At 38.7% G+C, this 23,132-nt stretch carries 25 protein-coding genes and 1 riboswitch; of the genes, 7 read left to right on the top strand and 18 right to left on the bottom strand.

Annotated elements, in window-relative coordinates; all coding sequences use genetic code 11:
• The first annotated feature begins 9 nt into the window (after positions 1 to 9).
• The 3 genes from ACXAE4_RS21370 to ACXAE4_RS21380 all read left to right on the top strand — a co-directional run bounded on the left by ACXAE4_RS21370 (position 10) and on the right by ACXAE4_RS21380 (position 6,467).
• A complete protein-coding gene (locus ACXAE4_RS21370) occupies positions 10 to 1,848 on the top strand; it encodes a bifunctional homocysteine S-methyltransferase/methylenetetrahydrofolate reductase (protein ID WP_014461038.1) in 1,839 nt (612 codons plus the stop codon).
• Entirely contained in the window at positions 1,849 to 5,292 is a 3,444-nt protein-coding gene (gene metH / locus ACXAE4_RS21375) for a methionine synthase (protein ID WP_098112874.1), read from the top strand.
• A 377-nt stretch (positions 5,293 to 5,669) separates the two neighbouring features.
• Positions 5,670 to 6,467 (top strand): Cof-type HAD-IIB family hydrolase, encoded by a 798-nt coding sequence (locus ACXAE4_RS21380; protein ID WP_028414140.1) that lies wholly within the window; start codon positions 5,670 to 5,672, stop codon positions 6,465 to 6,467.
• A 57-nt stretch (positions 6,468 to 6,524) separates the two neighbouring features.
• Here ACXAE4_RS21380 and ACXAE4_RS21385 read toward each other — a convergent pair whose 3' ends face one another.
• The 5 genes from ACXAE4_RS21385 to ACXAE4_RS21405 all read right to left on the bottom strand — a co-directional run bounded on the left by ACXAE4_RS21385 (position 6,525) and on the right by ACXAE4_RS21405 (position 9,606).
• Positions 6,525 to 6,731 (bottom strand): hypothetical protein, encoded by a 207-nt coding sequence (locus tag ACXAE4_RS21385; RefSeq protein WP_014461041.1) that lies wholly within the window; start codon positions 6,729 to 6,731, stop codon positions 6,525 to 6,527.
• A gap of 48 nt (positions 6,732 to 6,779) precedes the next feature.
• A complete protein-coding gene (locus tag ACXAE4_RS21390) occupies positions 6,780 to 7,043 on the bottom strand; it encodes a hypothetical protein (RefSeq protein WP_013055998.1) in 264 nt (87 codons plus the stop codon).
• A gap of 204 nt (positions 7,044 to 7,247) precedes the next feature.
• Positions 7,248 to 7,622, bottom strand: coding sequence for a cytochrome-c oxidase (locus ACXAE4_RS21395; RefSeq protein WP_099000146.1), 375 nt, complete (start codon positions 7,620 to 7,622; stop codon positions 7,248 to 7,250).
• 173 nt (positions 7,623 to 7,795) lie between these two features.
• The gene (locus ACXAE4_RS21400) at positions 7,796 to 9,094 is read right to left on the bottom strand and encodes an NCS2 family permease (protein ID WP_028414142.1); all 1,299 of its coding nucleotides are present in this window, start codon (positions 9,092 to 9,094) and stop codon (positions 7,796 to 7,798) included.
• Between the two features lie 230 nt (positions 9,095 to 9,324).
• Positions 9,325 to 9,606, bottom strand: a complete 282-nt coding sequence (locus ACXAE4_RS21405) for a hypothetical protein (protein WP_033578387.1) — start codon at positions 9,604 to 9,606, stop codon at positions 9,325 to 9,327.
• A gap of 675 nt (positions 9,607 to 10,281) precedes the next feature.
• Here ACXAE4_RS21405 and ACXAE4_RS21410 point away from each other — a divergent pair.
• Entirely contained in the window at positions 10,282 to 10,641 is a 360-nt protein-coding gene (locus ACXAE4_RS21410; protein WP_033578386.1) for a YueI family protein, read from the top strand.
• A 162-nt stretch (positions 10,642 to 10,803) separates the two neighbouring features.
• Here ACXAE4_RS21410 and ACXAE4_RS21415 read toward each other — a convergent pair whose 3' ends face one another.
• From ACXAE4_RS21415 to ACXAE4_RS21430, 4 genes are all read right to left on the bottom strand, one after another.
• Positions 10,804 to 11,517 carry a cell wall hydrolase gene (locus tag ACXAE4_RS21415; protein ID WP_165635670.1) on the bottom strand — a complete coding sequence of 238 codons (714 nt, stop codon included), beginning with the start codon at positions 11,515 to 11,517 and terminating at the stop codon, positions 10,804 to 10,806.
• A gap of 312 nt (positions 11,518 to 11,829) precedes the next feature.
• Entirely contained in the window at positions 11,830 to 12,156 is a 327-nt protein-coding gene (locus tag ACXAE4_RS21420; protein WP_013082248.1) for a hypothetical protein, read from the bottom strand.
• Between the two features lie 147 nt (positions 12,157 to 12,303).
• Entirely contained in the window at positions 12,304 to 12,498 is a 195-nt protein-coding gene (locus ACXAE4_RS21425) for a hypothetical protein (RefSeq protein ID WP_013055990.1), read from the bottom strand.
• Positions 12,499 to 12,514: 16 nt separating this feature from the next.
• Positions 12,515 to 13,360, bottom strand: a complete 846-nt coding sequence (locus ACXAE4_RS21430; RefSeq protein ID WP_013082246.1) for a patatin-like phospholipase family protein — start codon at positions 13,358 to 13,360, stop codon at positions 12,515 to 12,517.
• Positions 13,361 to 13,667: 307 nt separating this feature from the next.
• Between ACXAE4_RS21430 and ACXAE4_RS21435 the strand changes: the two genes are divergently transcribed.
• Both ACXAE4_RS21435 and ACXAE4_RS21440 read left to right on the top strand, forming a co-directional pair.
• The gene (locus ACXAE4_RS21435) at positions 13,668 to 13,853 is read left to right on the top strand and encodes a YkvS family protein (RefSeq protein ID WP_013055988.1); all 186 of its coding nucleotides are present in this window, start codon (positions 13,668 to 13,670) and stop codon (positions 13,851 to 13,853) included.
• 316 nt (positions 13,854 to 14,169) lie between these two features.
• The gene (locus tag ACXAE4_RS21440) at positions 14,170 to 14,397 is read left to right on the top strand and encodes a hypothetical protein (protein WP_034268205.1); all 228 of its coding nucleotides are present in this window, start codon (positions 14,170 to 14,172) and stop codon (positions 14,395 to 14,397) included.
• 32 nt (positions 14,398 to 14,429) lie between these two features.
• Here ACXAE4_RS21440 and ACXAE4_RS21445 read toward each other — a convergent pair whose 3' ends face one another.
• The 9 genes from ACXAE4_RS21445 to ACXAE4_RS21485 all read right to left on the bottom strand — a co-directional run bounded on the left by ACXAE4_RS21445 (position 14,430) and on the right by ACXAE4_RS21485 (position 22,188).
• A complete protein-coding gene (locus tag ACXAE4_RS21445) occupies positions 14,430 to 15,131 on the bottom strand; it encodes an NAD(P)H-binding protein (RefSeq protein ID WP_045292792.1) in 702 nt (233 codons plus the stop codon).
• A gap of 68 nt (positions 15,132 to 15,199) precedes the next feature.
• A complete protein-coding gene (gene queF, locus ACXAE4_RS21450) occupies positions 15,200 to 15,697 on the bottom strand; it encodes a preQ(1) synthase (RefSeq protein ID WP_013055985.1) in 498 nt (165 codons plus the stop codon).
• Between the two features lie 98 nt (positions 15,698 to 15,795).
• Positions 15,796 to 16,527: a 7-carboxy-7-deazaguanine synthase QueE gene (gene queE / locus ACXAE4_RS21455; protein ID WP_221778635.1), complete on the bottom strand. Its 732-nt coding sequence runs from the start codon at positions 16,525 to 16,527 to the stop codon at positions 15,796 to 15,798.
• Positions 16,520 to 16,960, bottom strand: a complete 441-nt coding sequence (gene queD, locus ACXAE4_RS21460; protein WP_045292794.1) for a 6-carboxytetrahydropterin synthase QueD — start codon at positions 16,958 to 16,960, stop codon at positions 16,520 to 16,522. Before queD ends, queE begins: the two co-directional genes overlap by 8 nt.
• Positions 16,960 to 17,625, bottom strand: a complete 666-nt coding sequence (gene queC / locus ACXAE4_RS21465; protein ID WP_045292848.1) for a 7-cyano-7-deazaguanine synthase QueC — start codon at positions 17,623 to 17,625, stop codon at positions 16,960 to 16,962. Before queC ends, queD begins: the two co-directional genes overlap by 1 nt.
• A gap of 229 nt (positions 17,626 to 17,854) precedes the next feature.
• A riboswitch (PreQ1 riboswitch) is annotated at positions 17,855 to 17,898 on the bottom strand.
• Positions 17,899 to 17,970: 72 nt separating this feature from the next.
• Positions 17,971 to 19,092, bottom strand: a complete 1,122-nt coding sequence (locus tag ACXAE4_RS21470; protein ID WP_114894556.1) for a GerAB/ArcD/ProY family transporter — start codon at positions 19,090 to 19,092, stop codon at positions 17,971 to 17,973.
• 26 nt (positions 19,093 to 19,118) lie between these two features.
• A complete protein-coding gene (locus ACXAE4_RS21475; RefSeq protein WP_045292798.1) occupies positions 19,119 to 19,355 on the bottom strand; it encodes a hypothetical protein in 237 nt (78 codons plus the stop codon).
• A gap of 10 nt (positions 19,356 to 19,365) precedes the next feature.
• The gene (locus tag ACXAE4_RS21480; protein WP_114894555.1) at positions 19,366 to 20,565 is read right to left on the bottom strand and encodes a Ger(x)C family spore germination protein; all 1,200 of its coding nucleotides are present in this window, start codon (positions 20,563 to 20,565) and stop codon (positions 19,366 to 19,368) included.
• Between the two features lie 24 nt (positions 20,566 to 20,589).
• Positions 20,590 to 22,188 (bottom strand): spore germination protein, encoded by a 1,599-nt coding sequence (locus ACXAE4_RS21485; RefSeq protein ID WP_028414152.1) that lies wholly within the window; start codon positions 22,186 to 22,188, stop codon positions 20,590 to 20,592.
• A gap of 207 nt (positions 22,189 to 22,395) precedes the next feature.
• Between ACXAE4_RS21485 and ACXAE4_RS21490 the strand changes: the two genes are divergently transcribed.
• Positions 22,396 to 23,115: a 3-ketoacyl-ACP reductase gene (locus ACXAE4_RS21490; protein ID WP_475236861.1), complete on the top strand. Its 720-nt coding sequence runs from the start codon at positions 22,396 to 22,398 to the stop codon at positions 23,113 to 23,115.
• Positions 23,116 to 23,132 lie beyond the last annotated feature (17 nt).

Consider the following 23,132-nt stretch of genomic DNA (forward strand, 5'->3'; position numbering starts at 1 on the left):
GGTTTTGACATGGGGTTACTTGAAGATTTAAAGTCTAAAATTTTAATTGGGGATGGTGCCACTGGTACCCTCCTTTACTCACACGGTATTGACAGCTGTTTTGAAGAACTAAACATCACCAAACCAGAAGAGGTTTCTCGTATTCACAGAGCCTATGTAGAAGCTGGTGCAAACGTTATTCAAACAAATACGTACGCTGCTAATTATCAAAAACTTGCCCGTTATGGATTAGAAGATTCAGTCAAAGACATCAATGTTGCTGGTGTAAAATTAGCGAAACAAGCTGCAAAAGATCAGGCTTACGTGGTTGGTACACTCGGCGGAATTCGTTCTTTCCAAAAAAATGCTATTAGTTTAGAAGAGGTTAAGCGAAGCATTCGTGAACAAATGTTTTGGCTTTTAAATGAAGGCGTGGATGGCCTTTTATTTGAAACATACTATGATTTCGAAGAATTAAAGACTGTTCTTACACTAGCAAGAAAAGAAACGGATAAGCCTATTATTACTCACGTTTCCCTGCATGATATTGGCGTACTGCAAGATGGGCGTCCTTTAGCAGATGCATTAAAAGAATTAGAAGACTTAGGAGCAGACGTTGTCGGGCTAAACTGCCGTTTAGGTCCTTATCATATGATTCAGTCTCTTGAAGAAGTACCGCTTCCTGATCGTGCTTTCTTATCTGCTTACCCTAATGCCAGCCTTCCGGCGTATGTGGAAGGCAAGCTGGAATATGAAACGAATGAAGACTACTTTGTAGAAAGCGCGCGTTTATTCCGCGAACAAGGGGTTCGCTTAATCGGAGGATGCTGCGGTACAACACCAGCTCACGTACGCGCCATGTCGTCTGCCTTAAAAGACCTGCCTCCGATTACAAGCAAAGTCGTTAAAATGAGACCAGCCGTTACGGTTCAAGAGCGTGAGCAGCAGGATAAACCTCATATGCACGAAATTGTGAAGAAGCGCCGCTCGGTTATCGTCGAGCTGGATCCGCCTAAACAGCTTGGTCCGACGAAATTTTTAGAAGGCGCAAAAGCACTTGATAAAGTCGGCGTAGATGCTATTACATTAGCTGATAATTCTCTTGCCTCACCTCGCATCAGCAACTTGGCAATGGCAACACTGATGCAACAAGAAACAAAAGCACGACCGCTTATTCATATTACCTGTCGCGACCGAAATTTAATTGGACTTCAATCTCATTTAATGGGACTTCATACGCTAGGAATGAATCAAGTGCTTGCAATTACCGGTGATCCGTCAAAAGTTGGCGATTTCCCTGGCGCCACTTCGGTCTATGATTTATCTTCATTTGACTTGATTAGTTTAATCGCTCAGTTTAATGAAGGACTATCTTATTCCGGCAAACCGCTTGGTCAAAAAACCAATTTTTCCATTGCAGCTGCCTTTAACCCAAACGTGCGTCACTTAGACCGAGCCGTTCAGCGCTTGGAAAAGAAAATCGACTGCGGGGCTCACTATTTCATTACTCAGCCTCTCTATTCAACTAAGCAAATTGAAGAGGTATATGAAGCAACCAAACATTTAACAACACCGGTATACATCGGGATCATGCCGTTAACAAGCGCAAGAAATGCTCGATTTATTCACCATGAAGTACCTGGAATTAAATTATCAGAAGATATTCTAGAACGTATGGACGCAACGGGAAATGACCGGATTCGCGGTGAAGTCGAAGGCCTTGCGATTGCAAAAAACTTAATTGATACAGCATATGAGCTATTCGACGGTATTTACTTAATTACGCCGTTTATGCGCTATGAAATGACCGAAATTCTAACACGCTATATTCATGACAAGCAACTCGTTACATCAGAAAGGAAGATATAAATGAGCTCACTTATCGAACAACAACTAAAGAAGCGAATACTCGTCATCGATGGAGCAATGGGAACGATGATTCAAGATGCTGATTTAACCGCTGAAGATTTTGGCGGCGAAGAATATGAAGGCTGCAACGAATATTTGACCCGAACAGCGCCTCATGTGATTCAGCGCATTCATGAAGAGTACTTTGCAGCGGGTGCTGACATCATTGAAACCAATACGTTTGGCTCAACATCTACCGTACTTGATGAATATGATTTAGGCCACTTGGCGTATGAATTGAATATCGAAGCTGTGAAGCTTGCTTGTGCAGCTCGCGATAAATATTCAACTCCCGAATGGCCTAGGTTCGTAGCTGGAGCTATCGGTCCTACCACTAAAACTCTCTCTGTTACGGGAGGTATTACATTCCCTGAGTTAGTAGAATCGTACGAAGAGCAAGCTCGGGGTTTGTTAGACGGCGGCGTTGACTTACTTCTAGTCGAAACCTGTCAAGACATGCTGAACGTAAAAGCTGCGTTTTTAGGCATTACAGCGGCGTTTGAAAAACTGAAAATAGAAGTTCCAATTATGATTTCAGGAACGATTGAGCCAATGGGAACAACTCTCGCTGGTCAAGATATCGAATCTTTTTACTTATCACTGGAACACATGAAGCCTCTTTCAGTCGGACTTAACTGCGCGACAGGTCCTGAATTTATGACGGATCATATTCGCTCTCTTTCAGACCTAGCCACTTCAGCTGTTAGCTGTTATCCAAACGCTGGACTTCCGGATGAAGAAGGCAATTATCATGAGTCCCCTGAGCTGCTGGCTCAAAAAATTAAAGGATTTGCTGATAAAGGCTGGCTGAACTTTGTAGGCGGATGCTGTGGTACAACGCCTGCTCATATTAAAGCACTTGCTGAAGCAGTAAAAGAGGTTGCGCCTCGTTCGCTTGATCGCTCCGAGCATAATCATGCTGTAACCGGTATTGAACCGCTTGTATATGACGATTCTATGCGCCCTCTTTTTGTGGGAGAACGTACGAATGTAATCGGTTCTCGCAAGTTCAAGCGTCTGATTGCGGAAGGGAAAATTGAAGAAGCATCTGAAATTGCGCGTGCTCAAGTTAAAAATGGTGCTCACGTTATTGATATTTGCTTAGCAGATCCAGACCGTGAAGAAATGGAAGACATGGAGGAATTTATTCAAGAAGTTGTAAAAAAAGTGAAGGTTCCTCTTGTAATCGATTCAACTGACGAGAAAGTTATTGAAAAAGCTTTAACGTACTCGCAAGGTAAGGTCATTATCAACTCCATTAACTTAGAAGATGGTGAAGAGCGTTTTGATGCAATCTTGCCGCTAGTAAAAAAATTCGGTGCAGCTCTGGTTGTCGGTACAATCGATGAAACAGGCATGGCCGTTACTGCAGAAAGAAAAGTAGAGATTGCTAAACGCTCACATGATTTGCTTGTTAAAAAACATGGCTTTAATCCAAAAGATATTATTTTTGACCCTCTTGTGTTTCCTGTAGGGACTGGTGATGAACAATATATTGGTTCTGCTGAAGAAACAGTTAAGGGAATTAAAATGATTAAAGAAGCCCTGCCTGATTGCCTGACCATTCTTGGCGTAAGTAACGTGTCATTCGGTCTTCCTCCAGTCGGACGTGAAGTACTAAATGCGGTTTACCTTTATCACTGTACGCAGGCTGGACTCGATTATGCCATTGTTAATACAGAAAAATTAGAGCGCTATGCTTCTATTCCAGAAGCTGAAATTGAGCTTGCTAATGCGTTATTATTTAACACAACTGATGAAACGCTAAGCACGTTTACAGACTTTTATCGTGATAAAAAGAAAGAAGCAAAAGTAGAAATTTCTACGTTAACACTTGAAGAACGATTGGCAATGTATATTGTCGAAGGTACAAAAGAAGGATTGCTTCCTGATTTAGAACAGGCTTTAGCTCAATATGATGATCCGTTAGATATTATTAACGGACCGCTTATGAAGGGGATGGCGGAAGTCGGACGTTTGTTTAATGACAACCAGCTGATTGTAGCAGAAGTGCTTCAAAGTGCGGAAGTTATGAAAGCATCCGTTGCCTTTTTAGAACCTCATATGGAAGCAACTGAAAATGATTCTGGAAAAGGAAAAGTGATTCTTGCAACTGTTAAAGGCGACGTGCACGATATCGGTAAAAACTTAGTAGACATCATTTTAAGCAACAATGGTTTTAAAGTCATTGATTTAGGAATTAAAGTAACGCCGCAGCAGCTGATTGAAGCAGTAAAAGACGAAAAGCCAGACATCATTGGCCTGTCAGGTCTTTTAGTAAAATCTGCTCAGCAAATGGTTTTAACTGCACAAGATTTAACGCAATCAAGCATTGATGTTCCAATTATGGTAGGAGGCGCTGCCCTTTCCCGTAAATTTACTGACTTTAAAATTGCCCCGGAATATGAAGGTGCCGTCCTCTACGCCAAAGATGCGATGGACGGATTAGCGTTAGCAAATAAGCTGCAGAACAAAGAAGAAGTTATTCAGCTTTTAGCAGATTTAAAAACGCGTCAAGAAAAGAAAGTAACGGTTCGAGAACGCCAGCCTCAAACCGCTCAAGCAGCTACGGCTGTTTTAGAAAGATCCGCCATTTCAACGGATGTTCCTGTTTTTGTACCGGCTGATTTAAAGCGCCACGTTGTCAAACACTACGATTTGGCACAGGTTCTTCCGTATATTAACTGGCAGATGCTTTTAGGCCATCACTTAGGACTAAAAGGAAAAGTGAATAAGCTGCTTGCTGAAAAAGACGAGCGTGCTGTTCAATTAAAAGAAACCGTTGATGACCTTCTCGAACTGGCACTAAAAGAAAACTTAATTAAACCAGCGGTTATTTATCAGTTCTTCCCTGCTCAAGCAGACGGAAATGATTTAATTATTTATGATCCTGCTGATGAAAAAACAGAAATTGAACGCTTTACCTTCCCTCGACAAGCAAAAGGACAGTTCCTGTGCTTATCTGATTTTGCAAAACCTAAAGAAAAAGAGATGGACTATGTATGTTTCTTCTCTGTAACAGCAGGAACAGGCATTCGCGAACGCGCGGCGAAATTCAAAGAAAACGGCGAGTTTTTAAAGAGTCACGTGTTCCAAGCTCTTGCGCTTGAACTAGCTGAAGGATTAGCAGAACGTGTTCATCAGCAAATTCGTGACCGCTGGGGATTCCCCGATTCGCCTGACTTTACAATGGCGGAGCGTTTTTCAGCCAAATACCAAGGTCAGCGTTTTTCATTCGGATATCCCGCATGTCCAGACCTTGAAGACCAAGCAAAACTGTTTAAATTAATTAAACCTGAAGACATCGGCATTCAGTTAACAGACGGTTTCATGATGGAACCAGAAGCTTCTGTTACAGCCCTTGTTTTTGCACATCCTGAAGCGAAATATTTTAACGTATTGTAAAACATGGCTGCGGTCTTTTAGACCGCGGCTGTTTTTTTACAGTGAACAAACCTAAAAAAAAGGCTGCGACAAATGGATTTTAGTTGAAGAAAGATTCGAACGGAGTTAATTCTTAATTGAGAATCAACTCCGTTCGGATTGTTTTCATTATGATGGCGAACTAGATTTCATGTAGCTGTTTCTAGCTGTTGATTAGAGGGCAAGGCGAAGACTCCTGCGAAAAAAAGTGATGTAGTTATGTCTTAATCTCTTTGAATTCACCGCCGGTTTGAGCTTTTTTTATGAGTTTCTTGGGAAACACTGATAGAATAAGGAATGTAATAAATTTGTAACACTCTTATCAAGGTAATTTTTTTAGGGAAAGGAATTTTCAAGAGATGATTAAATTATTTGTAAGCGACTTAGATGGAACTCTTTTACACGAAGAAAAATACGTAGAACAGCATAATGCAGACGCACTTAGTGAACTTCAGCGCCAAGGAGTAGAGGTTTGTCTTGCTTCTGGACGAATGGATACGGAAATTTTAAAGATTTCTACTGATATTAATAATACATTTCATCGCATTAGCCAAAACGGAGGATTTGTGTGGACCAAAGAAAATCAAGAACTTCATGGAAAAGTGTTTGAAGATGATTTAGCGGTTCAACTTTATAAAAAAACGATAGATCCTAACCGTATTACGCTTGTCTGTTCAAACGACACGAATTATGTAGAGCAGCGAAATGAAATTATTGAAGCAATTGAAACTCACATGTTTTTCCCTATCGAAGAACAAATTGAAATGACAGATTCATTTGGTCACGCTCTTTCTCCATCTAAAATCACGGTTCTTGGAGATCATGATGAAATGGTAGCTCTGCAAAAAGAAGTGAACGAAGAGTTTGGTGATTATATTGATACATATATTTCTGCCAAGCAGTGTTTGGATATTATGCCTAAACATATCAGCAAAGGAAATGCCATTGAAATTTTATTAAATCATCTTCAGCTAAAACCAGAGGAAATTGCATGTGTGGGGGATTCATTTAATGATATTCCTATGTTTCAATTAACACCGAACAGTTTCGCTATGGCTACAGCTCCTGAAGCTGTTCAGCGCCATGCCTCTGCTGTTGTGTCATCTGTTAGTGAAGCAGCGCGTATTGTTTTAGAAAAAAATAAGCAAACAATCTAAAAAAAGCGGTCAACGTTTAAATTGACCGCTTTTATCTATTTAATAAGAAAACGGTAGTTATTTTTTTCGTAAAGAACGAAAAAAATCACCTAAGCTTTTTTGCTTCCCATCTGCATGCTCTCCATGATTAACCAAGCTGCTGATTCTTTCTCGTCGAACAACAACCATAATAAGAGTGGCAAAAAAGATAATGGAAACGGCAATGACAACCAGTGCAAGAACGGATGCTACAATAGCTTCAGAAGTCGTTAGTGACGATAGCATCTGCCTCGTACACCTCCATTTCGTTTGTGGCGAAAAGGAGCCTAGCAATTAGAAATGCAAATAATCTTTTTTCTCAGCTTGATGCATGTTATTATACACCATTTTCATTTTAGAAGCTGTAGCTTTTAAAGACGTAGACGAATCCACATCTTCGGCTAACATAATGTTTACTAAGTCAACCACAGAACGAGACAACAACTCTACATTATTTTGCAACTCTAATTCGTCATAAGTCGTACGGTCTTGAAGACGAAGTCGAATAATTTCATTTGCTAGCTCCCTAACACGCACTAATTGTTGATGTTCTCCCATAGTATCTCCGCCGCAAGAAACTTATAATCAGCCCTTTTATTGGCTTTTATAAGAGCTAGAAATTCCTGCAGCTTACCCCTCCTTATAAAGATGCCTAGCACACCTTTATGTAAATCGCACTTTCACCTTGTTTACATGTATATTCGCTATAGCTGGTTCTTTTTCCTTTTGAAATTAGCAGCCATCGTCAACGACCTTCTTGGTTTATCGTTCAGGTTTCAAATTTTTAAGGGTGTGATATACGAAAATTAAAACGCCAATAGCCGTAAGTGTTGCTCCTACTGCCACTAGGGGTGTAAAAGCTTGGTTTTCTAGTACGATCATGAGAAATAAACCAATCATCATGACCGGTAATCCTATATTATGCAACCATACGTGCAGTTTAGCTAATTTACTTTCGCTAAACGCAGGAAACAAATAATAAATAAGTCCCGCTAACGTAAGCGACGTCCATCCTAATAAATTAATGTGCACGTGAACAGGCGTCAAAGCGTAGCTGTGAACAATTGACATATAATACCCCAATATGATGCCAATTCCAAAATAAACGGCTGATATTTTAATTAATTTAATTCCCATCGTTTTCTCCCCCTTATATCCCCTCCGACTTCTGTACTACTTTACGCAGGAAACATCATTTTAGAAGCGGCTGATTAACCAAAGGACACGAAATACGGAGTATGATATCTAAAAAGAGGATTCTTTACCGCAAACACAAAAAACAGCTGAGCAAAAGTACTCAGCCGTCTATTTTAAGCAATATAATGCAGCACAAAATTCAAGAAAAACAATAGCGCGCTTACATACATAAACATCGATACTTCACGCATTTTACCAAGGAATAATTTAAGCAGTGGATACGCAATGAACCCAAATGCAATTCCATCAGCAATGCTGTACGTAAGAGGAATAAGCGCAATAATTAAAAATGCAGGGAAACCTTCTGTTAAGTCCTGTAAATTGATGTTTTTGATATTTTGAATCATTAGTGCTCCAATAACAATAAGAATAGGTGCAATAGCACTATCTGGAACCAGCTTGATAAATGGAATAAACAGAAGTGAACTTAAAAATAAAACTCCTGTAATCAGCGATGTTAAACCCGTTCGCCCTCCAGCTGCAATACCAGATGCTCCTTCTACAGAAGACACCGTTGGACTTGTTCCAAACACGCCGCTTAGTAACGCTGAGGCAGCTGTTGCTTGAAAGGCCCGCGGAAATTTGCTATCTTGATTCATCATACCTAGCTGACCATGCAGCAACCCGATATTTTCAAAAATCAATACCATTGTTAATGAAAAGACAGCTGCCCAAAACGCAACGTCTCCAATAGCTCCAAAAGACAATGTGCCAAAGCTGCTAAAAAAGTCGTTCACGCTCCCAGCGGAATGTCCTTTTTCTGCACTGCTTCTTACACCAAGTAAGAAGGCAAGGACGGATCCAGCAATCATGCTTAACAAAAAGTTACCTTTCACATTTCGGATAAACAGTACGATTGTGATAATTAACGTCAACAGCGTACTGATAACAAACGGATCTGACAAGTCTCCAAGTGCTACAAAAGTGTTTTCGCTTGGAACTACAAGCTTCCCTTTTTGCAAACCGATAAATGTTAAAAATAAGCCAACACCGACTGTTATCGCTTCTTTTAACGAATGCGGAATCGAAGAAACAATTTTGGCAGACAGTCGTGAAAAAGCTAATGCTATAAAAAGAAAGCCGGATATCACTACTGCTAATAACCCTTCTTGCCAAGATAACCCCATTGATTGAACCATCGTATACGTAAACAATGCATTAATCCCCATACCTGGCACCAGAATGAGAGGCGCATTTGCCCAAAAAGCCATAATAACACAGCCTACAAAAGCCGAAGCCACTGTTGCGAATATTCCTGCTTCAAGCGGAATACCAGCATCAGACAAAATGGTTGAATTAACAGCAATAATATACACGATGGAAAGAAATGAAATGACCCCAGCTAAGCTTTCTTTTCCGACAGTTGTTTGGTGGTCGTTTAAACGAAACAACTTTTCAAATAATGCGTTCAATCTAATTTCCTTCTTTTCATCTATCCCTCGCCCACCCAGTGACCAAAAATGCCACCGAAGTTATTATAGCAAAATCAACAATTGTTGCAAGGAAAACTTGTCTCCTTTAGCTTAAGCGTTCATTCCTTATTTAAAACTGTTATCATTTTCTAAACGTAGCGTCTTGCATGCATTCTATATATACCTTGAATTGGACATAATAAAAGAGCGCTTTATCAGCGCTCACTGTTTTAATAATAATAATATGGTGGGTACGGCGGATAATATGGTGCTGGATAACCGTAATAACCTGGACCTCCTAATGCACTTCCAAGAACTAATCCTCCAAGAAATGGAGCTCCAAAGCCCCAACCCCAAGGGCGACCAAAGCCATAACCGAACCCCGGGCGGCCGAAGCCAAAACCAGGACGACCGAAACCAAAACCCGGGCGACCGAAACCGAATCCTGGACGGCCAAAGCCTCCAAAACCACCAAATGGTCTTCTTATGTCATTAATATCAAATTCTTGCATGATACATGCCTCCTCAAATTATATTTCATTCTCTTTATTACATATGTTATTCACCTACTTCTTGCATAGGCAATCGCCTCTTTTTTTGTGATTTCTTAAAAAATATTCTTTTTCTATCACCTCGTTAGGATCAAACAAGCGTACAGCCATATATTTTTTAAGGCTTTGAAACATACTACATGTAACTTATGTAAAATAAGAGAGAGCAAAGGAGGAATGTACCTTTATAATTTTCAGCAGCTGCTGCAATGAGGAATAAACATAATAGGAACGCATAAAAAGAACGCTCAACAAACATGTTGACCGTTCTTCTTATGAAAATACATAGCGATTTTTTATTAATTTATCTGACCCTTTGCTTGACCGTATATGCCCTAAAGCTATATAATCCCCTTTTTATACAATGCGCTTTGAACATAAAATCATAGGAGCGTCTCCCCAAACGCTGCTATGTATGTATATCTGTAATCGCTTACAAACCTTTAATAAAAAACCGATATGATTTTCTATCTATTTACATTAAACAATATTTTAGGCTAAATTTCAACACATTTTTTGTTTTTCTTTGTACTCAGCAAAAAAACAGGTGATATAGCACAATGATTTTCCTTTTTTCCTGTCCCTTTTACTTATATCCATAATCGTTTATAGTTTATAACGAAAGGAAGTGACATAATGTCTGATCAACTAGAAGAATACTTAGAACGAGGAATGTACGGAGCAAAGGAAACAAAAAGAGACGAAAGAAGATATTTCTTAACTGCTCTACGTGAGAATATTGAAATTGCGCTAAAAAAAGGGCAAGTCATGAAAAAGGATGCAGCAAAAATAAAGCCTCTTTTAAAAAAAGTGAAAGACGGTCATTTGTTTTTAAATGGCTCTTTGTCTTATTCATACCTCTCCCCTTATATTCAAGTGGCTAACCAACATAAAGTGCCTTTTACCATCGTTCAGAACTTAGAAGCTGATACCGATATTGGTCTAGTTTTAACGGGTTCTGAAGGCAGTTTGGAACGAGATATCTTTTTAGACTAAAAAAAGAGGTTGACACATAACGAAATGAACCCAATCAACTGCTAGAAGGAACGAGACAGATAAAACTATATTCACCATCAAAAAAAAACGAACCATTGATCAACATGTGATCAATGGTTCGTTTTTCACTTCGTCTAAAATACTTTTGTTGCAGCCTCTTTTTTATTTAGCAAACACGTGATGATCAATTGTTTTAATTACAGCACGTGAACGAATCCAGTTATCGGTAGCTGTTTTTGGATTATAAAAGTAAATGGAATCGTCTAAACGATCTTTTCTAGTCAACGCTTGCTCTACTGCTTTTTTCGAATCTTCTGAAGCAGGTTTGTTAATTGATCCGTTTTGAACCGGTGAAAAAGCGTATGCTTTTCCGACAACTTGTTTAATAACTCCTGTTACCGTATCTGGAAACTTCGGAGAATCTACACGGTTTAACACTACTGTTGCTACCCCTACTTTTCCTTCATACGATTCGCCTTTTGCTTCGGCTTCTACTAAGCGAGCTAATAAATCTTTTTCGCTTGCCGAAATCGAAACTGCAGGTGTTTCCTGGTTCGCAGGTTTGGCTTCTGGTTTTGGTTCTGGCTTAGCCGTATTAGCAGGTGCTGCCGTTGAAGGTTCCGTTGTTTCAGCAGCCAGCACTTTTGTCTTACTCGGAATAGCTAATGTTTCACCAATATAAATCATATCTCCTTGACGATTGTTTAATTTTTTAATATCGTCAATTGTTACACTATATCTTTTACCTAACTTCCAAAGACTATCGCCTTTGACTACTTTATAATTAGTTGCAGCCGTAGCTGTTGCATTAAAACCTATAAATGAAAGAGTAGCTAAACAAGCTACTACCATTGATTTCATATAACTATGTTTCATAGGTAATACCTCCTGAAATTTCGTATGGTATTACTCTATCATAGCTATATGGGGGTTTCACCGAACGATTCAATTACATTTCTTTAAGTTTGATGAACAAAATTACGTTCGGAACACAAATATGACATTGTACCTTATTTTTTGTCATAATCACGGTAATTTTTCTAAAATACAGGTATATTTTCCCGCCTTATTTCAGTTTAATCAGAAATTTCTTCATTCGTTTTTCCCTTATAATTCTTATGATAAACATTTAAATTCATCTACTTTTACACAAAAGAGCTGAATGTTGTAATCAACATTCAGCTCTTTTTAATCTTCGATCTCAATTTCTACAACATCATAGAAATCAATCACTAGTTTAGCACCCGTATCATCCATAAACGTAAAAACGTCTTGATCATCTGATAAATGTATCACGTATCCGGTCAACTGCTGTTCACTGTTGTCGTAAACAGTAGTAATTAGAATTTTTTTATGATCTACATATGCTTCTTCTAATAACGAATGGAGGTCATAGTCCCCGTCATCTTCGGGCCGGTTCGTTAACAGCATCCCATAAGTCGTCATTCCATTTTTATCTTTCCATATATGATCTGCAAAATAAAAAGGTGCTGTACTTTTTCGAAACTCATCCATAATATCCCTCCTATAACTAAACACGTTTATTCGCTCTTACCGTACGTTGCTAAATAAACGCACAAGCACTTGTAACAGTATATTCTCTACTGTACAGGCTCATACATCCATTATATAAGGCATAATCAAATAATGCCATCATTTCGTTTAGCTCCTAGGAATTTCTAGATACGTATAGGTGAAATCGCCACCGCGTCCGGCTATTCCACGAAAATGTTTGAAATCAGGGCGATTTACTAAAAAAGGGCGAAAAGCAAGAAAGTCTTCTTTTTTAACTTTAATTTCGGTTACTTTTCCTTCACTTAACTCATTTAACATATTTATTGCTGTTTGTTCATCCATTCAGTTTCACCTCGTTTTAACTGTTCAGCCAATTTTGGAGAGATACAAATTGAGCTTCAGCTTCTTTATATCCTTGGTTGTAAAGAGCGTCGAGACGCTCACGATTCTTCTCAATTCGCCCTACTACAAGAGGGGTTTGCGGACGAATCACAAAGATATTTCCCTGTCTTTCCTGCTCTTCAATATATGACAATGTTTCATTATACAATTTATAGCGGTTCTCAAGCGCACGAGTCAGCCCATCATAATGACGATATTTGCGCTTCAATAACCAAAGCATATTTGATTTCTTTTTTCGATATCCTTCGTTTCGCGTTAGCACAACAATATTTTTTCTATATCCATCCTGCACTGCTTTTTTAATTGGAATCGGATCACTGATTCCTCCGTCTAACAGCTCTTTTCCTTTATATGTAACGACAGGTGCTAAAAATGGAAGGGAACTAGAAGCGCGAACCGCTGTCAAAATGTCCCGGTCATACTCATCAAAATAAACGGGTTCTCCCGTTACGCAGTCCGTTGCTCCTACTACAAGCTTCTCTGTACGCTCAGCAAATGCCTCAAAGTCAAATGGAAGAAGCTGATTAGGAATTTCATCAAAAACGAAATCCATTCCAAATATCTCTTTTGTTTTAAAATAATTTTTCCACGACAAGTAGCGAGGATCCTCTAAAAAATCTAAATTAGCTTTGCGACTTCTTCCTATTTGTCTAGATAAATAAGAAGTGGCATGACAAGCGCCGGCTGAAACGCCAATTACATACGGAAGGTACAGATTTCTTTCCATAAAGTAATCTAAAACTCCAGTTGTATAAAGGCCTCTCATACCGCCTCCTTCGAGCACGAGTCCAGTATCTTTCAATTTCTACACCTTCTAATTCTTATAATTTATGACAAGATTATACCTCGTTTATTATAACGAAAGATGAACAAAGATGGAACTGTCCTGCTTCTCTCTTTCGTTAAAGGTACCAATTCCTTTTATTTCAAAGCACATTTTACTTATTTTTTCAATTTTATTTTATATTTTTTTCAAAAAACCCTTTACTAATTCCCAGTTTTAAGGCAAAATTGTAAAAAAGAAAACGCTAACTAGTTTTACTATTTTTAAAATTAAAACTATTTAAAAAATAATAATGAACTAATTTAAAACAAAGGAGCGATGAATTATGAAAATAGCAGAGGTAGGAAACTTGATAGAATTTAAAAATGGCTTACAGGGCATTGTCGAAAAAGTAAATGAAAACTCCGTGATTGTTGATTTGACTTACATGACAAACTACCGCGATTTAGACTTAGAACAGCGAACTGTTGTCAACCACAAAAACTACACCATTATTAATCCAGCTATGTAAAGGGAAAAAGCAACCGGAACGCAAAAACGGTTGCTTTTTTAGTGGTTTTGAAAGAATTGATTCTTTTGTTCTTCTGTAATAATTCCCAGCTTATACATGAGGTAAATATACTGTTGAACCTTAACATCCTTCGAACTTTTTTTCACTGTACTCCCTCTTTTCTAAAATGTTTCTTCATACAATAATATATGGCTAAGATAAAAAAAGTTTCCTTAAAGAAACAAAAACAGGCCCCATTTTTTCTTGAAAGGGTCTTATTTTCGTGTGACAATAAGAACAAGCTACTACTACCTACTTACCGAAAGGAATTACTAGCATGTTTGATACTGTATTGTTTATCGTTGCACTTATTGTCATTCTTTTTTTCATCGTGCAGTTCGTTTTTAAACGCAAGCAAACTTCAAATAAAAAAACATCCGTTGAACCCATGAATTATGCCGAAGAAGATTCTAACTCCTACACAAGCTGGAGTGAATCTGCTTCTAATCACGATCACGATGGTGATGGCGATGGCGATGGGAACGCGGATGCTGACGGAAGATAGAAAAAAGCCTCTTCATATGAAGAGGCTTTTCTTTATTTTGATAACACGCGCTTGCCGTTGGTAAACGAATAATAGCATTCACCTGTATAGATATCTTGGCTTTCATGTACATGAACACCGCATTTATCTTCAAGTGCAGCTTTCATCATGGATTTGGCTACGTTGTACGCTTTAATTGGACGATACTTTCTCCACTTTCCTACAAGGCAAAATGAACACGACTTTAACGTGTATCCCCCAAGCTTTTCAAATAGGCGAAACTCTTGGCGCTTGCCTAATAATAACGATGGGCGGAAAAAGTGAGTAGAACGGATATACAAGCTTGCGATATCTTCTTCTACTTGCCCCTTTACTTTACTGTAAAAGAATGGCGAACGAAGATCAGCACCAATTGCTGTAATCGTTAAAAAGTTTTTGCAGCGATATTTTTCTGCACATTTAGCCGCTTTTAAAGGAAATTCGTAGTCAACTTTAATGAATTTCGCTTTTGTTTTTGCTTTTTTCATTGTCGTGCCTAAACAGCAATATACATCATCAACTGCAAAGCATTCTTCGTGCTTATCAAGCTCTGAAAAATCAATTTCGAGCTGACGTAGCTTTGTGTGTTCGATTGGTAGCTTTTTTCGAACAAACACTGTCACATCGTTATATAAGCTGTTGCTTAATAACATTTTTAAAAGTTCTTGACCAACAAGTCCGCTTGCACCTAATACTAATGCTGATCTCTGTGACATTCTTTCACCTTCTCATCTGTTGTTTTTGCAATGGAAAACAGGTTGCATACACAACCTGTTTGTTCGAATTAACGATTATCAATTGTTTCTGGGTATAAATCATGATTCATTAGGCGATAATTAGCCATTTCTTCATACTTCGTACCAGGGCGGCCATAGTTTGTATATGGATCAATTGAAATTCCGCCGCGTGGTGTGAATTTCCCCCATACTTCAATATACCTTGGATTCATCAGTTTAATTAAGTCATTCATAATAATATTCATACAGTCTTCATGGAAATCTCCATGGTTACGGAAGCTGAACAAATAAAGCTTTAACGACTTGCTTTCCACCATTTTTTCATCTGGAATGTAACTAATATAAATGGTTGCGAAATCCGGCTGACCCGTTTTTGGACATAAGCTCGTAAATTCAGGACAGTTGAATTTCACAAAATAATCACGATTTGGATGTTTGTTATCAAATGCTTCTAGAATCTCTGGTGAATATTCAAACAAATAGTTTGTTCCTTGATTTCCAAGGAGTGATACACCTTCTAATTCTTCATCTTTTCGACCGCTCATTTGCATTTCCTCTCTTTCTACGATTGTCATTCTAACAGCGTTTTTTTATTTTGTATATATCTGTTTTTATTTTTCTTTGTAAATTTTTTGCTATGCGCTTACACGCCTCGTTTATTTCCCCAAACCAGGGCGTGAACCTGCGGCAGAACTCTTACATCGTTCATATTTTTAGCTGCCACTGCCTTGTCGATTAACCACTCATACTTTTTAAGCAATTCTTGTGTTAACGACGCATTATCGATTGTCGTTAAGTCCTCGTTGCCTACTTGAACAAAAAATGGAACCTCAGGATAACGTTCATGAACAGACGCTGCATACTCAAAGTCCTCATCATTAAATATAACGACTTTTATGCTTATGTGCTCCATGCGTTTTTCCTTTATTAATGTCTCTATAATATCGTCTAATACGGAGAAATTTGTTTTCATTAATGAGCTTGGAGGCTTAGGAGAAATCGTTAAATCATCGATCTTTAGGAACCAATCCTGATAACGGCTTCCCTGGGTTTCAAGTGCTGCTTTTACCCCATGACTGTGCAAAAGCTCTACAAGTGAACCAATTGCCTTGATAAGCGCAGGGTTTCCCCCAGAAATGGTGACGTGATCAAAGCACTCTCCTCCAATTTCTTTTAACTCCATCCAAATTTGTTCTGCTGTTAGCTGACGAATATCGTTTTTAGCTGATCCATCCCATGTAAAAGCTGAATCACACCAGCTGCAGGAATAATCACAGCCCGCGGTACGAACAAACATCGTCTTACGTCCTACAACCATTCCTTCCCCTTGAATCGTTGGTCCGAATATTTCAAGTACTGGAATTGTATTAGCCACGTTTTTTCACCTTCTTTGGGCGGTAAACTACGTAACTTGTCGGCGTTTCCCGCACGAATACTTGTACGCAAGAAGGCTTATTTGGTAGTGTGTCTAGATATTCTTGAACCAACTCATAAATTTTACGAGCAACAACTTCAGTTGTAGGAAAATCATTTGGATTTTCTTCGTTAAAGATAGAATGATCGTTCAATAATGTATGATCAAATTGACCAGAAACAATTTTTTTCAATAGCGCAAAGTTTACTAAAAAACCCGCTTCGTCTAATGTATCTCCGGCAACAGTTAGATTTACAAAATACGTATGTCCATGGACTTGACGGCATTTTCCTGCTTCCGGGTGAGGAACAAAATGTGCCGCAGCAAACTGCATATCTTTGTTCAGTTCATATTCATAGTCATGAAATACTTGAGGATACATTTGTTGCAGCATTATTTCTCTCCTCCTTCTTTTGTTTGCAAGTATTGATCTAACCCGCGTTTTCGCAATTGACATGCGGGACATTCGCCGCATCCATCAGCAACAATACCGTTGTAGCACGTTAACGTTTTTTCGCGCACATACTCAAGCGCTCCTAACTCATCAGCTAAAGCCCACGTTTCTGCTTTATCAATCCACATGAGCGGTGTATGAATCACAAACTCAAAGTCCATTGATAAGTTAAGCGTAACGTTTAACGATTTCACAAATACATCTCGGCAGTCTGGATATCCTGAAAAATCAGTTTCACAAACGCCTGTTACGATATGGCGGCCTCCGCTGTTCTTAGCCAGTACGGCTGCAAATGACAAAAATAACAGATTGCGGCCATCCACAAACGTGGTAGGCAATTCTCCTTCTTTTTGCTCGATAGCAATATCATCTCGCGTTAATGCATTTGGTGCTAATTGATTTAAAAGTGACATATCTAATACGGTATGCTTCACACCCAAATCAGCTGCAATAGCCTTTGCTACCTCTATTTCTTGACTATGACGCTGACCGTATTGAAAAGTAACCGTTTCTACTTCTTTAAAGTTTTTTAAAGCCCAAAATAAACATGTTGTACTATCTTGACCCCCGCTAAATACAACAATAGCTTTTTCATTTTTCATCATCATTGTTCGTCTCCTTTTTGATTGAAATCAAAAGAAGAAGAAACTTTATTGAACCGTTCGTTCCCTTTGTGACTAATTTATAACACAAAAAAGAGACTGCTCTTTTCCAGCAATCTCCCTAAAAAGCAACTAAGATACACGTCCTCGCCAGCATACACGTCAAAAAGACGTGTTTGTAGAAAAGCACGCGAAAGAAGACACGCTAAAACCGTGTCTTTTGTCATCAACGATGATCTTAGTTTTTTATAGAGGGAGTTTTCGAACCTCTCCCGTACATATACAATCGTGTACGGCGTTTCTTCTTGAATTGTCATCGTATACTATACCACATGCGTATAAATAATGCTATATTTGTTGGTTTTTATCGCCTTTGGCTGCCTTATTTTTCTTTATATAAGAAAGAGCAATAAATAATAAGGGAAAACAGAGGCTTAGTACGAATAAATAAAACGGCCAGTAATATTTTTCAAAATAATTAAAGTATGCTGTATTCGGAATAATATAATACGCTACGCCTGTAATAATTAGGCCTAAAGGAAAGCTTAAAAAATTACGCACTCGTAAATTACACAACTGGACGATACTTAACTGAATAGCATAGAACACAATGACAACTTTAAAAAAGATAGATAACATCCAAATAATAGCTACTAAGACTTCAACATGCTGAATCGTCGCACCTAACGAAATCATTTTTCCTAATAAATAAACTGGGTAGCTGTGCATCGATGCAATATTCGCGCCAAGCGCTAATATACAAGCCGCAACTGCAATTATAATCGTCAAGCCTGATGCGACAGTACCCATTACAAACATTCTTTTCACCTTTTTCCCATCTTTTATATGAGGCGTAATCATTAGAACGAAAACTAACTCCATAAATGGATTTCCTAAAAAATAAGTGGTTCCTAACACTAAATCATCCATGCGGAATTCAAACAAAGGATAAAGACGATCTATTTTCATCTGAGGAATATTTAAAACAATTAACAATAAAAACGGCACAATAATCCACGGCAAAAAGATTTCCGCCGTTCTCGCTATCACTTCAATACCTAGATAGCCTCCGTATATGACAGCTAATAGAACAAGAGCGTGAATCCACGTAGGAAGCGTTTCAGGAACAATTTGAGTCGTCATAAATGTACTGATATCTCGAAGCGAGAATGTAGATTGAATGAACATAAAGAAAATGTAGATAAGAGAAATACACGTTCCGGCATAAGGACCTAGCGCCTTTTTAGCTATTTGAATGAATGTTTGCTGAGGGTAACGCTGAATCAGCCATAAAAGCACAGCAACAATTAAAAGTGCAAAGCCCATAGTCAGCACACCGCAAAACCACGCATTTTGTCTATTGGTTTCTAATAACGTAGCAGGAACTGCCAAAATAGCGCTTCCGATACAAAAAACATAAATTAGAAAAAGAAATTGTTTTGGACTAATAAATTCTTTTATTTGCATCATACGCACCTTCTCTCTTACATGCTTGCTCACGGGAAAAACAGATGATGAACGGTTTTAGTAAGAGGCTTAATTAAGGCCTCTAAAAAGTACAGAGGCGTAGGAACTTCTTTACGAAGGGTAATCGCTCCCCAAAAGAATAGACCCAAGCCTATGAGGCAAAAATAGACGACTATTTCACGGTAATACTTTTTCTTTCGGAAATTAATGATGATTTTTTTAGTCAAATAAGCAAGCAGTACAAGTAAGGCGATGAATCCCTCCATTTTTTTCTCCTTAATGCTTCATTTGCTTCATATATGAGTTATTTAATGTGCCTAAGCGGCGGATTTGAACTTTTGCATCTAAATCGACGGTTAAATCTTCTGCATAAATTCTGTTCCAGTCTCTTTTCATTTTGTACCATCTCTTTACATCTTGTCTGTAAAACGCTTCGCCAAAACCAAAGATATCGCTTTTGTAGGTTTTTTGAGCTTTTTCCACCGCATCATTCATTTTTTCTTTTACGTCTGCTGCTGTTTTTCGTTCCAGCATATTGATTACAGCCGGGTCCTGTAAATTCACTTGACACTCTACATCAGCCACGTTCGCTTCACCTTTTAAATCAACGTGAATATGAGGTTTATGGTTTTTCATAGTAGCTGTCACCTTCACATTCGTTCGAAGCATCTCTACTCCGACGATATCGTGCTGTTTTTCTTTCTTTTCACATGGAATAACAATTAATGTACTTTTTACATTTCCTGTAATATAGTTATATCCTTTACTTTCATCTTCATTGAACCAGCCGAGAAGCTTATCATTTTGAAAGACACCTAACCCTTTGAAATTGAGCAAGGTGGAAAGATTGGTGCGGGAAATGCTAGACATATCTCCTGCCTTTTTCACGTCCCCTTTCACCAATACTCCTGATAACACCGCCTGTTTTCCTTCACTAGTTAAATTACTGATCAGTTCATTTAACTTCACTCCTCTAGTAGGTGCCCAAATACGCTGTGACACATCTAATGAGGCAAACATATGATTAGCCGGTATTTTTTCGATTGTTGTCAATACGTTCAGCACGCTCGATGCTTTCGTGTTTTTAGCAACAACAACAAAATAATCGGTACGCACTTCATGATCCCGCGCAAAGAAATCAAGAACTTCAGCGATACCGTCTTTCGCCATGCTTTCGCTAATGACTAGCATTCGTAAATGAGAAAGATAAATTTTCCGCGGGGATTTTGTCGTTATTTTTCTTAACCCTTCCATTACAGACGAAGCCTTAATAGAGAAGGTGGTAACAGAAGGCCCGTTTGTAGGGGTTTTGGCCTGAATATCACCAGGGTTAATCAGCTGAACTGTAACAATAATGCCATCTTCTGCTTTATCGATTCCGACAGCAACCGTAATGGCTAGCTCATTCAACTCTCGACTGCTCCAGCAGCCGCTTAATAGCAATGAACAGATACATAACATCAGAAATGCTTTCATAGTAACCGGCCACCTTTGCACAGTTTAGTTTTTTTGCGTCTTTTGACGTGAAATATTCTTCTCGTTAATAAGCTTTGGCCTTGTTTTCATTTTTTTGATCGAACGTCTAATTAGAACATCCTTTTGATCACGCTTCACAAAGGGAGCCATAGGTGTCATATAAGGGACTCCAAATGACCTTAAGCTGCATAAATGTAAAATCATTAAAATTAGCCCGAGGATAATACCGAACAAGCCAAAAGTAGCTGCTAAAACCATTAAAATAAAGCGCAGCATCCTTACTGCAATGGCCATATCATACACCGGTGAAACAAAGTTACTAATAGCGGTGATGGATACAACGATAACCATTGCAGGCGATACTAATCCAGCTTGTACGGCGGCTTCTCCTAAAACGAGTGCTCCCACGATTGAAATAGCTGAACCTACTGCTCGAGGCAATCGGACTCCCGCTTCTCGCAAAATTTCAAACGTGATTTCCATAATAAACGCTTCAATAATAGCTGGAAAAGGCACACCTTCCCTTTGAGCTGCAATACTAATTAACAAAGCAAAAGGAAGCATCTCTTGATGAAAAGTAGTTAAAGCAATATAAGCAGAAGGTGTTAAAAGGGCTAAGAAAAATGCCATGTAGCGCATTAAGCGAATCAATGTACTAATATCTGCGCGCTGGTAATAATCTTCGGCCGCCTGAAAAAATTGAATAAATAGGGCAGGAACCATCAATACAAAAGGTGTACCGTCTACTAAAATGGCTATCCGCCCCTCTAAAAGACCTGCTGCCACGGAGTCTGGACGCTCCGTGTTATGCATAGTAGGAAAAGGTGTATAATCTTCATCTTGAATCAACTCTTCGATATATCCGCTCTCCAAAATACCGTCTATATCAATTTTAGAAAGACGCTCTTTTACCTCTTGAATGACCTGTTCATCCGCAATGCCGTCTATATAAACGAGCGCAATATCCGTTTTTGTAAACTCTCCTATTTGCTGAGATTCAATCCAAAGTTTTGGAGATTTTATTCGGCGCCGAATCAATGCGGTATTCGTTCGCAGTGTTTCTGTAAAACTGTCTCGAGGTCCTCTTACAACGGTCTGAGATTGTGGTTCAGAAACAGCCCTGTCTCTCCACCCTCTTGTACTTGCCACAATACACGTTTGATACCCTTCTAAAAACAGCACGGTATCTCCTGATAAAACATGAAGAAGAGCATCATCCAATGTTTTGGCTTCCATAATTTCACCGGCCGCCAAACTATAGCTTTTAATCAACTCGTACATATTAACGACACCGTCATCATGAGTTAAATGCTCATCGTGATAGTGCATAATGGAGTCCAGCGCATAGTGTTCAACTTCATCTTTATTTACCAATCCGTCGATGTAAGCAACACCTAAAGTGAATTTTTCTTCAATTGAAATTCGAAACTCTCTTGTCACTAAGTCCGTGCTCTGTCCCAATGCTTTTTTCATGTGGAAGATATTATCTCCCACTCTCTCCGACAATTTCTGCTCTTCCTCAGTGGAAGAAGCACTAGTTGCCTTAGAGTCCTTCGATTCACCAGCTTTTTCTTTCCGCTGTTTGGATTTATTCGTTAACTCCGATAGTTTTTTAATACGCATTGTTCATCCTCCACTACATTGAACGAAAAGAAACGGAATTTCTTCTTTTTAGTCTCTATAGTTTTTGTATGAAAAGGAAATTTATACTTGAAGCCATTTTAATAATCTTTATTTTTGACATCATTTGTGCATTTCTATAGGATAGTAATGGATAATTCTTCGTTATTATAAAGAATGTTTATACGGAACATTGAAAGGAGTCTATACATGGCACAATCACTTAAAGGCAAAGTAGCTCTTATTACAGGAGCAGGAAAAGGCATCGGTCGTTCAACTGCAATTGAATTAGCAAAAGAAGGCGTAAATATCGGTTTAATTGCTCGTACAGAGGCAGATTTAAAGGCTGTTGCTTCTGAACTGGAAGCATTTGATGTACAAGTTGCTTATGCAACAGCAGACGTTTCTTCTATGGAAGAAGTAAACGCAGCAGTTGAGCATCTACATACAAAATTAGGGGCAACGGATATCTTAATCAACAATGCGGGAATCGGTAAATTCGGAGGCTTTTTAGAGCTAGACGCAGCTGAGTGGAAACAAATCATTGATGTGAATTTAATGGGCGTTTACTACGTAACGCGCGCCGTTCTACCTCAATTAATCGAAAAAAATGGTGGAGACATCATCAATATTTCATCCACTGCTGGTCAAAAAGGCGCTCCCGTTACAAGTGCTTACAGCGCTTCAAAATTTGGCGTGCTTGGCTTAACTGAATCTTTAGCGCTAGAAGTGCGCAAACACAATATTCGTGTAACAGCTCTAACACCAAGTACAGTAGCAACGGAATTAGCATATAAAGAAAACTTAACGGATGGCAATCCTGATAAAGTGATGCAGCCTGAAGACCTAGCAGAAATTATGGTAGCACAATTAAAGCTGCATCCGCGTATTTTTATCAAATCTGCGGGCATGTGGTCTACAAATCCATAAACAAACATAGAAAAAGG

Source organism: Priestia sp. ABM2_011 (genome assembly GCF_056158845.1).

Bases quoted from the DNA above. Each gene is read 5' to 3' on its own strand.
- ACXAE4_RS21370 (WP_014461038.1), top strand. From the start codon at position 10: ATGGGGTTACTTGAAGATTTAAAGTCTAAAATTTTAATTGGGGATGGT.
- metH (WP_098112874.1), top strand. From the start codon at position 1,849: ATGAGCTCACTTATCGAACAACAACTAAAGAAGCGAATACTCGTCATC.
- ACXAE4_RS21380 (WP_028414140.1), top strand. From the start codon at position 5,670: ATGATTAAATTATTTGTAAGCGACTTAGATGGAACTCTTTTACACGAA.
- ACXAE4_RS21385 (WP_014461041.1), bottom strand. From the start codon at position 6,731: ATGCTATCGTCACTAACGACTTCTGAAGCTATTGTAGCATCCGTTCTT.
- ACXAE4_RS21390 (WP_013055998.1), bottom strand. From the start codon at position 7,043: ATGGGAGAACATCAACAATTAGTGCGTGTTAGGGAGCTAGCAAATGAA.
- ACXAE4_RS21395 (WP_099000146.1), bottom strand. From the start codon at position 7,622: ATGGGAATTAAATTAATTAAAATATCAGCCGTTTATTTTGGAATTGGC.
- ACXAE4_RS21405 (WP_033578387.1), bottom strand. From the start codon at position 9,606: ATGCAAGAATTTGATATTAATGACATAAGAAGACCATTTGGTGGTTTT.
- ACXAE4_RS21410 (WP_033578386.1), top strand. From the start codon at position 10,282: ATGTCTGATCAACTAGAAGAATACTTAGAACGAGGAATGTACGGAGCA.
- ACXAE4_RS21415 (WP_165635670.1), bottom strand. From the start codon at position 11,517: ATGAAACATAGTTATATGAAATCAATGGTAGTAGCTTGTTTAGCTACT.
- ACXAE4_RS21420 (WP_013082248.1), bottom strand. From the start codon at position 12,156: ATGGATGAGTTTCGAAAAAGTACAGCACCTTTTTATTTTGCAGATCAT.
- ACXAE4_RS21425 (WP_013055990.1), bottom strand. From the start codon at position 12,498: ATGGATGAACAAACAGCAATAAATATGTTAAATGAGTTAAGTGAAGGA.
- ACXAE4_RS21435 (WP_013055988.1), top strand. From the start codon at position 13,668: ATGAAAATAGCAGAGGTAGGAAACTTGATAGAATTTAAAAATGGCTTA.
- ACXAE4_RS21440 (WP_034268205.1), top strand. From the start codon at position 14,170: ATGTTTGATACTGTATTGTTTATCGTTGCACTTATTGTCATTCTTTTT.
- ACXAE4_RS21445 (WP_045292792.1), bottom strand. From the start codon at position 15,131: ATGTCACAGAGATCAGCATTAGTATTAGGTGCAAGCGGACTTGTTGGT.
- queF (WP_013055985.1), bottom strand. From the start codon at position 15,697: ATGAGCGGTCGAAAAGATGAAGAATTAGAAGGTGTATCACTCCTTGGA.
- queD (WP_045292794.1), bottom strand. From the start codon at position 16,960: ATGCTGCAACAAATGTATCCTCAAGTATTTCATGACTATGAATATGAA.
- queC (WP_045292848.1), bottom strand. From the start codon at position 17,625: ATGATGAAAAATGAAAAAGCTATTGTTGTATTTAGCGGGGGTCAAGAT.
- ACXAE4_RS21470 (WP_114894556.1), bottom strand. From the start codon at position 19,092: ATGATGCAAATAAAAGAATTTATTAGTCCAAAACAATTTCTTTTTCTA.
- ACXAE4_RS21475 (WP_045292798.1), bottom strand. From the start codon at position 19,355: ATGGAGGGATTCATCGCCTTACTTGTACTGCTTGCTTATTTGACTAAA.
- ACXAE4_RS21480 (WP_114894555.1), bottom strand. From the start codon at position 20,565: ATGAAAGCATTTCTGATGTTATGTATCTGTTCATTGCTATTAAGCGGC.
- ACXAE4_RS21485 (WP_028414152.1), bottom strand. From the start codon at position 22,188: ATGCGTATTAAAAAACTATCGGAGTTAACGAATAAATCCAAACAGCGG.
- ACXAE4_RS21490 (WP_475236861.1), top strand. From the start codon at position 22,396: ATGGCACAATCACTTAAAGGCAAAGTAGCTCTTATTACAGGAGCAGGA.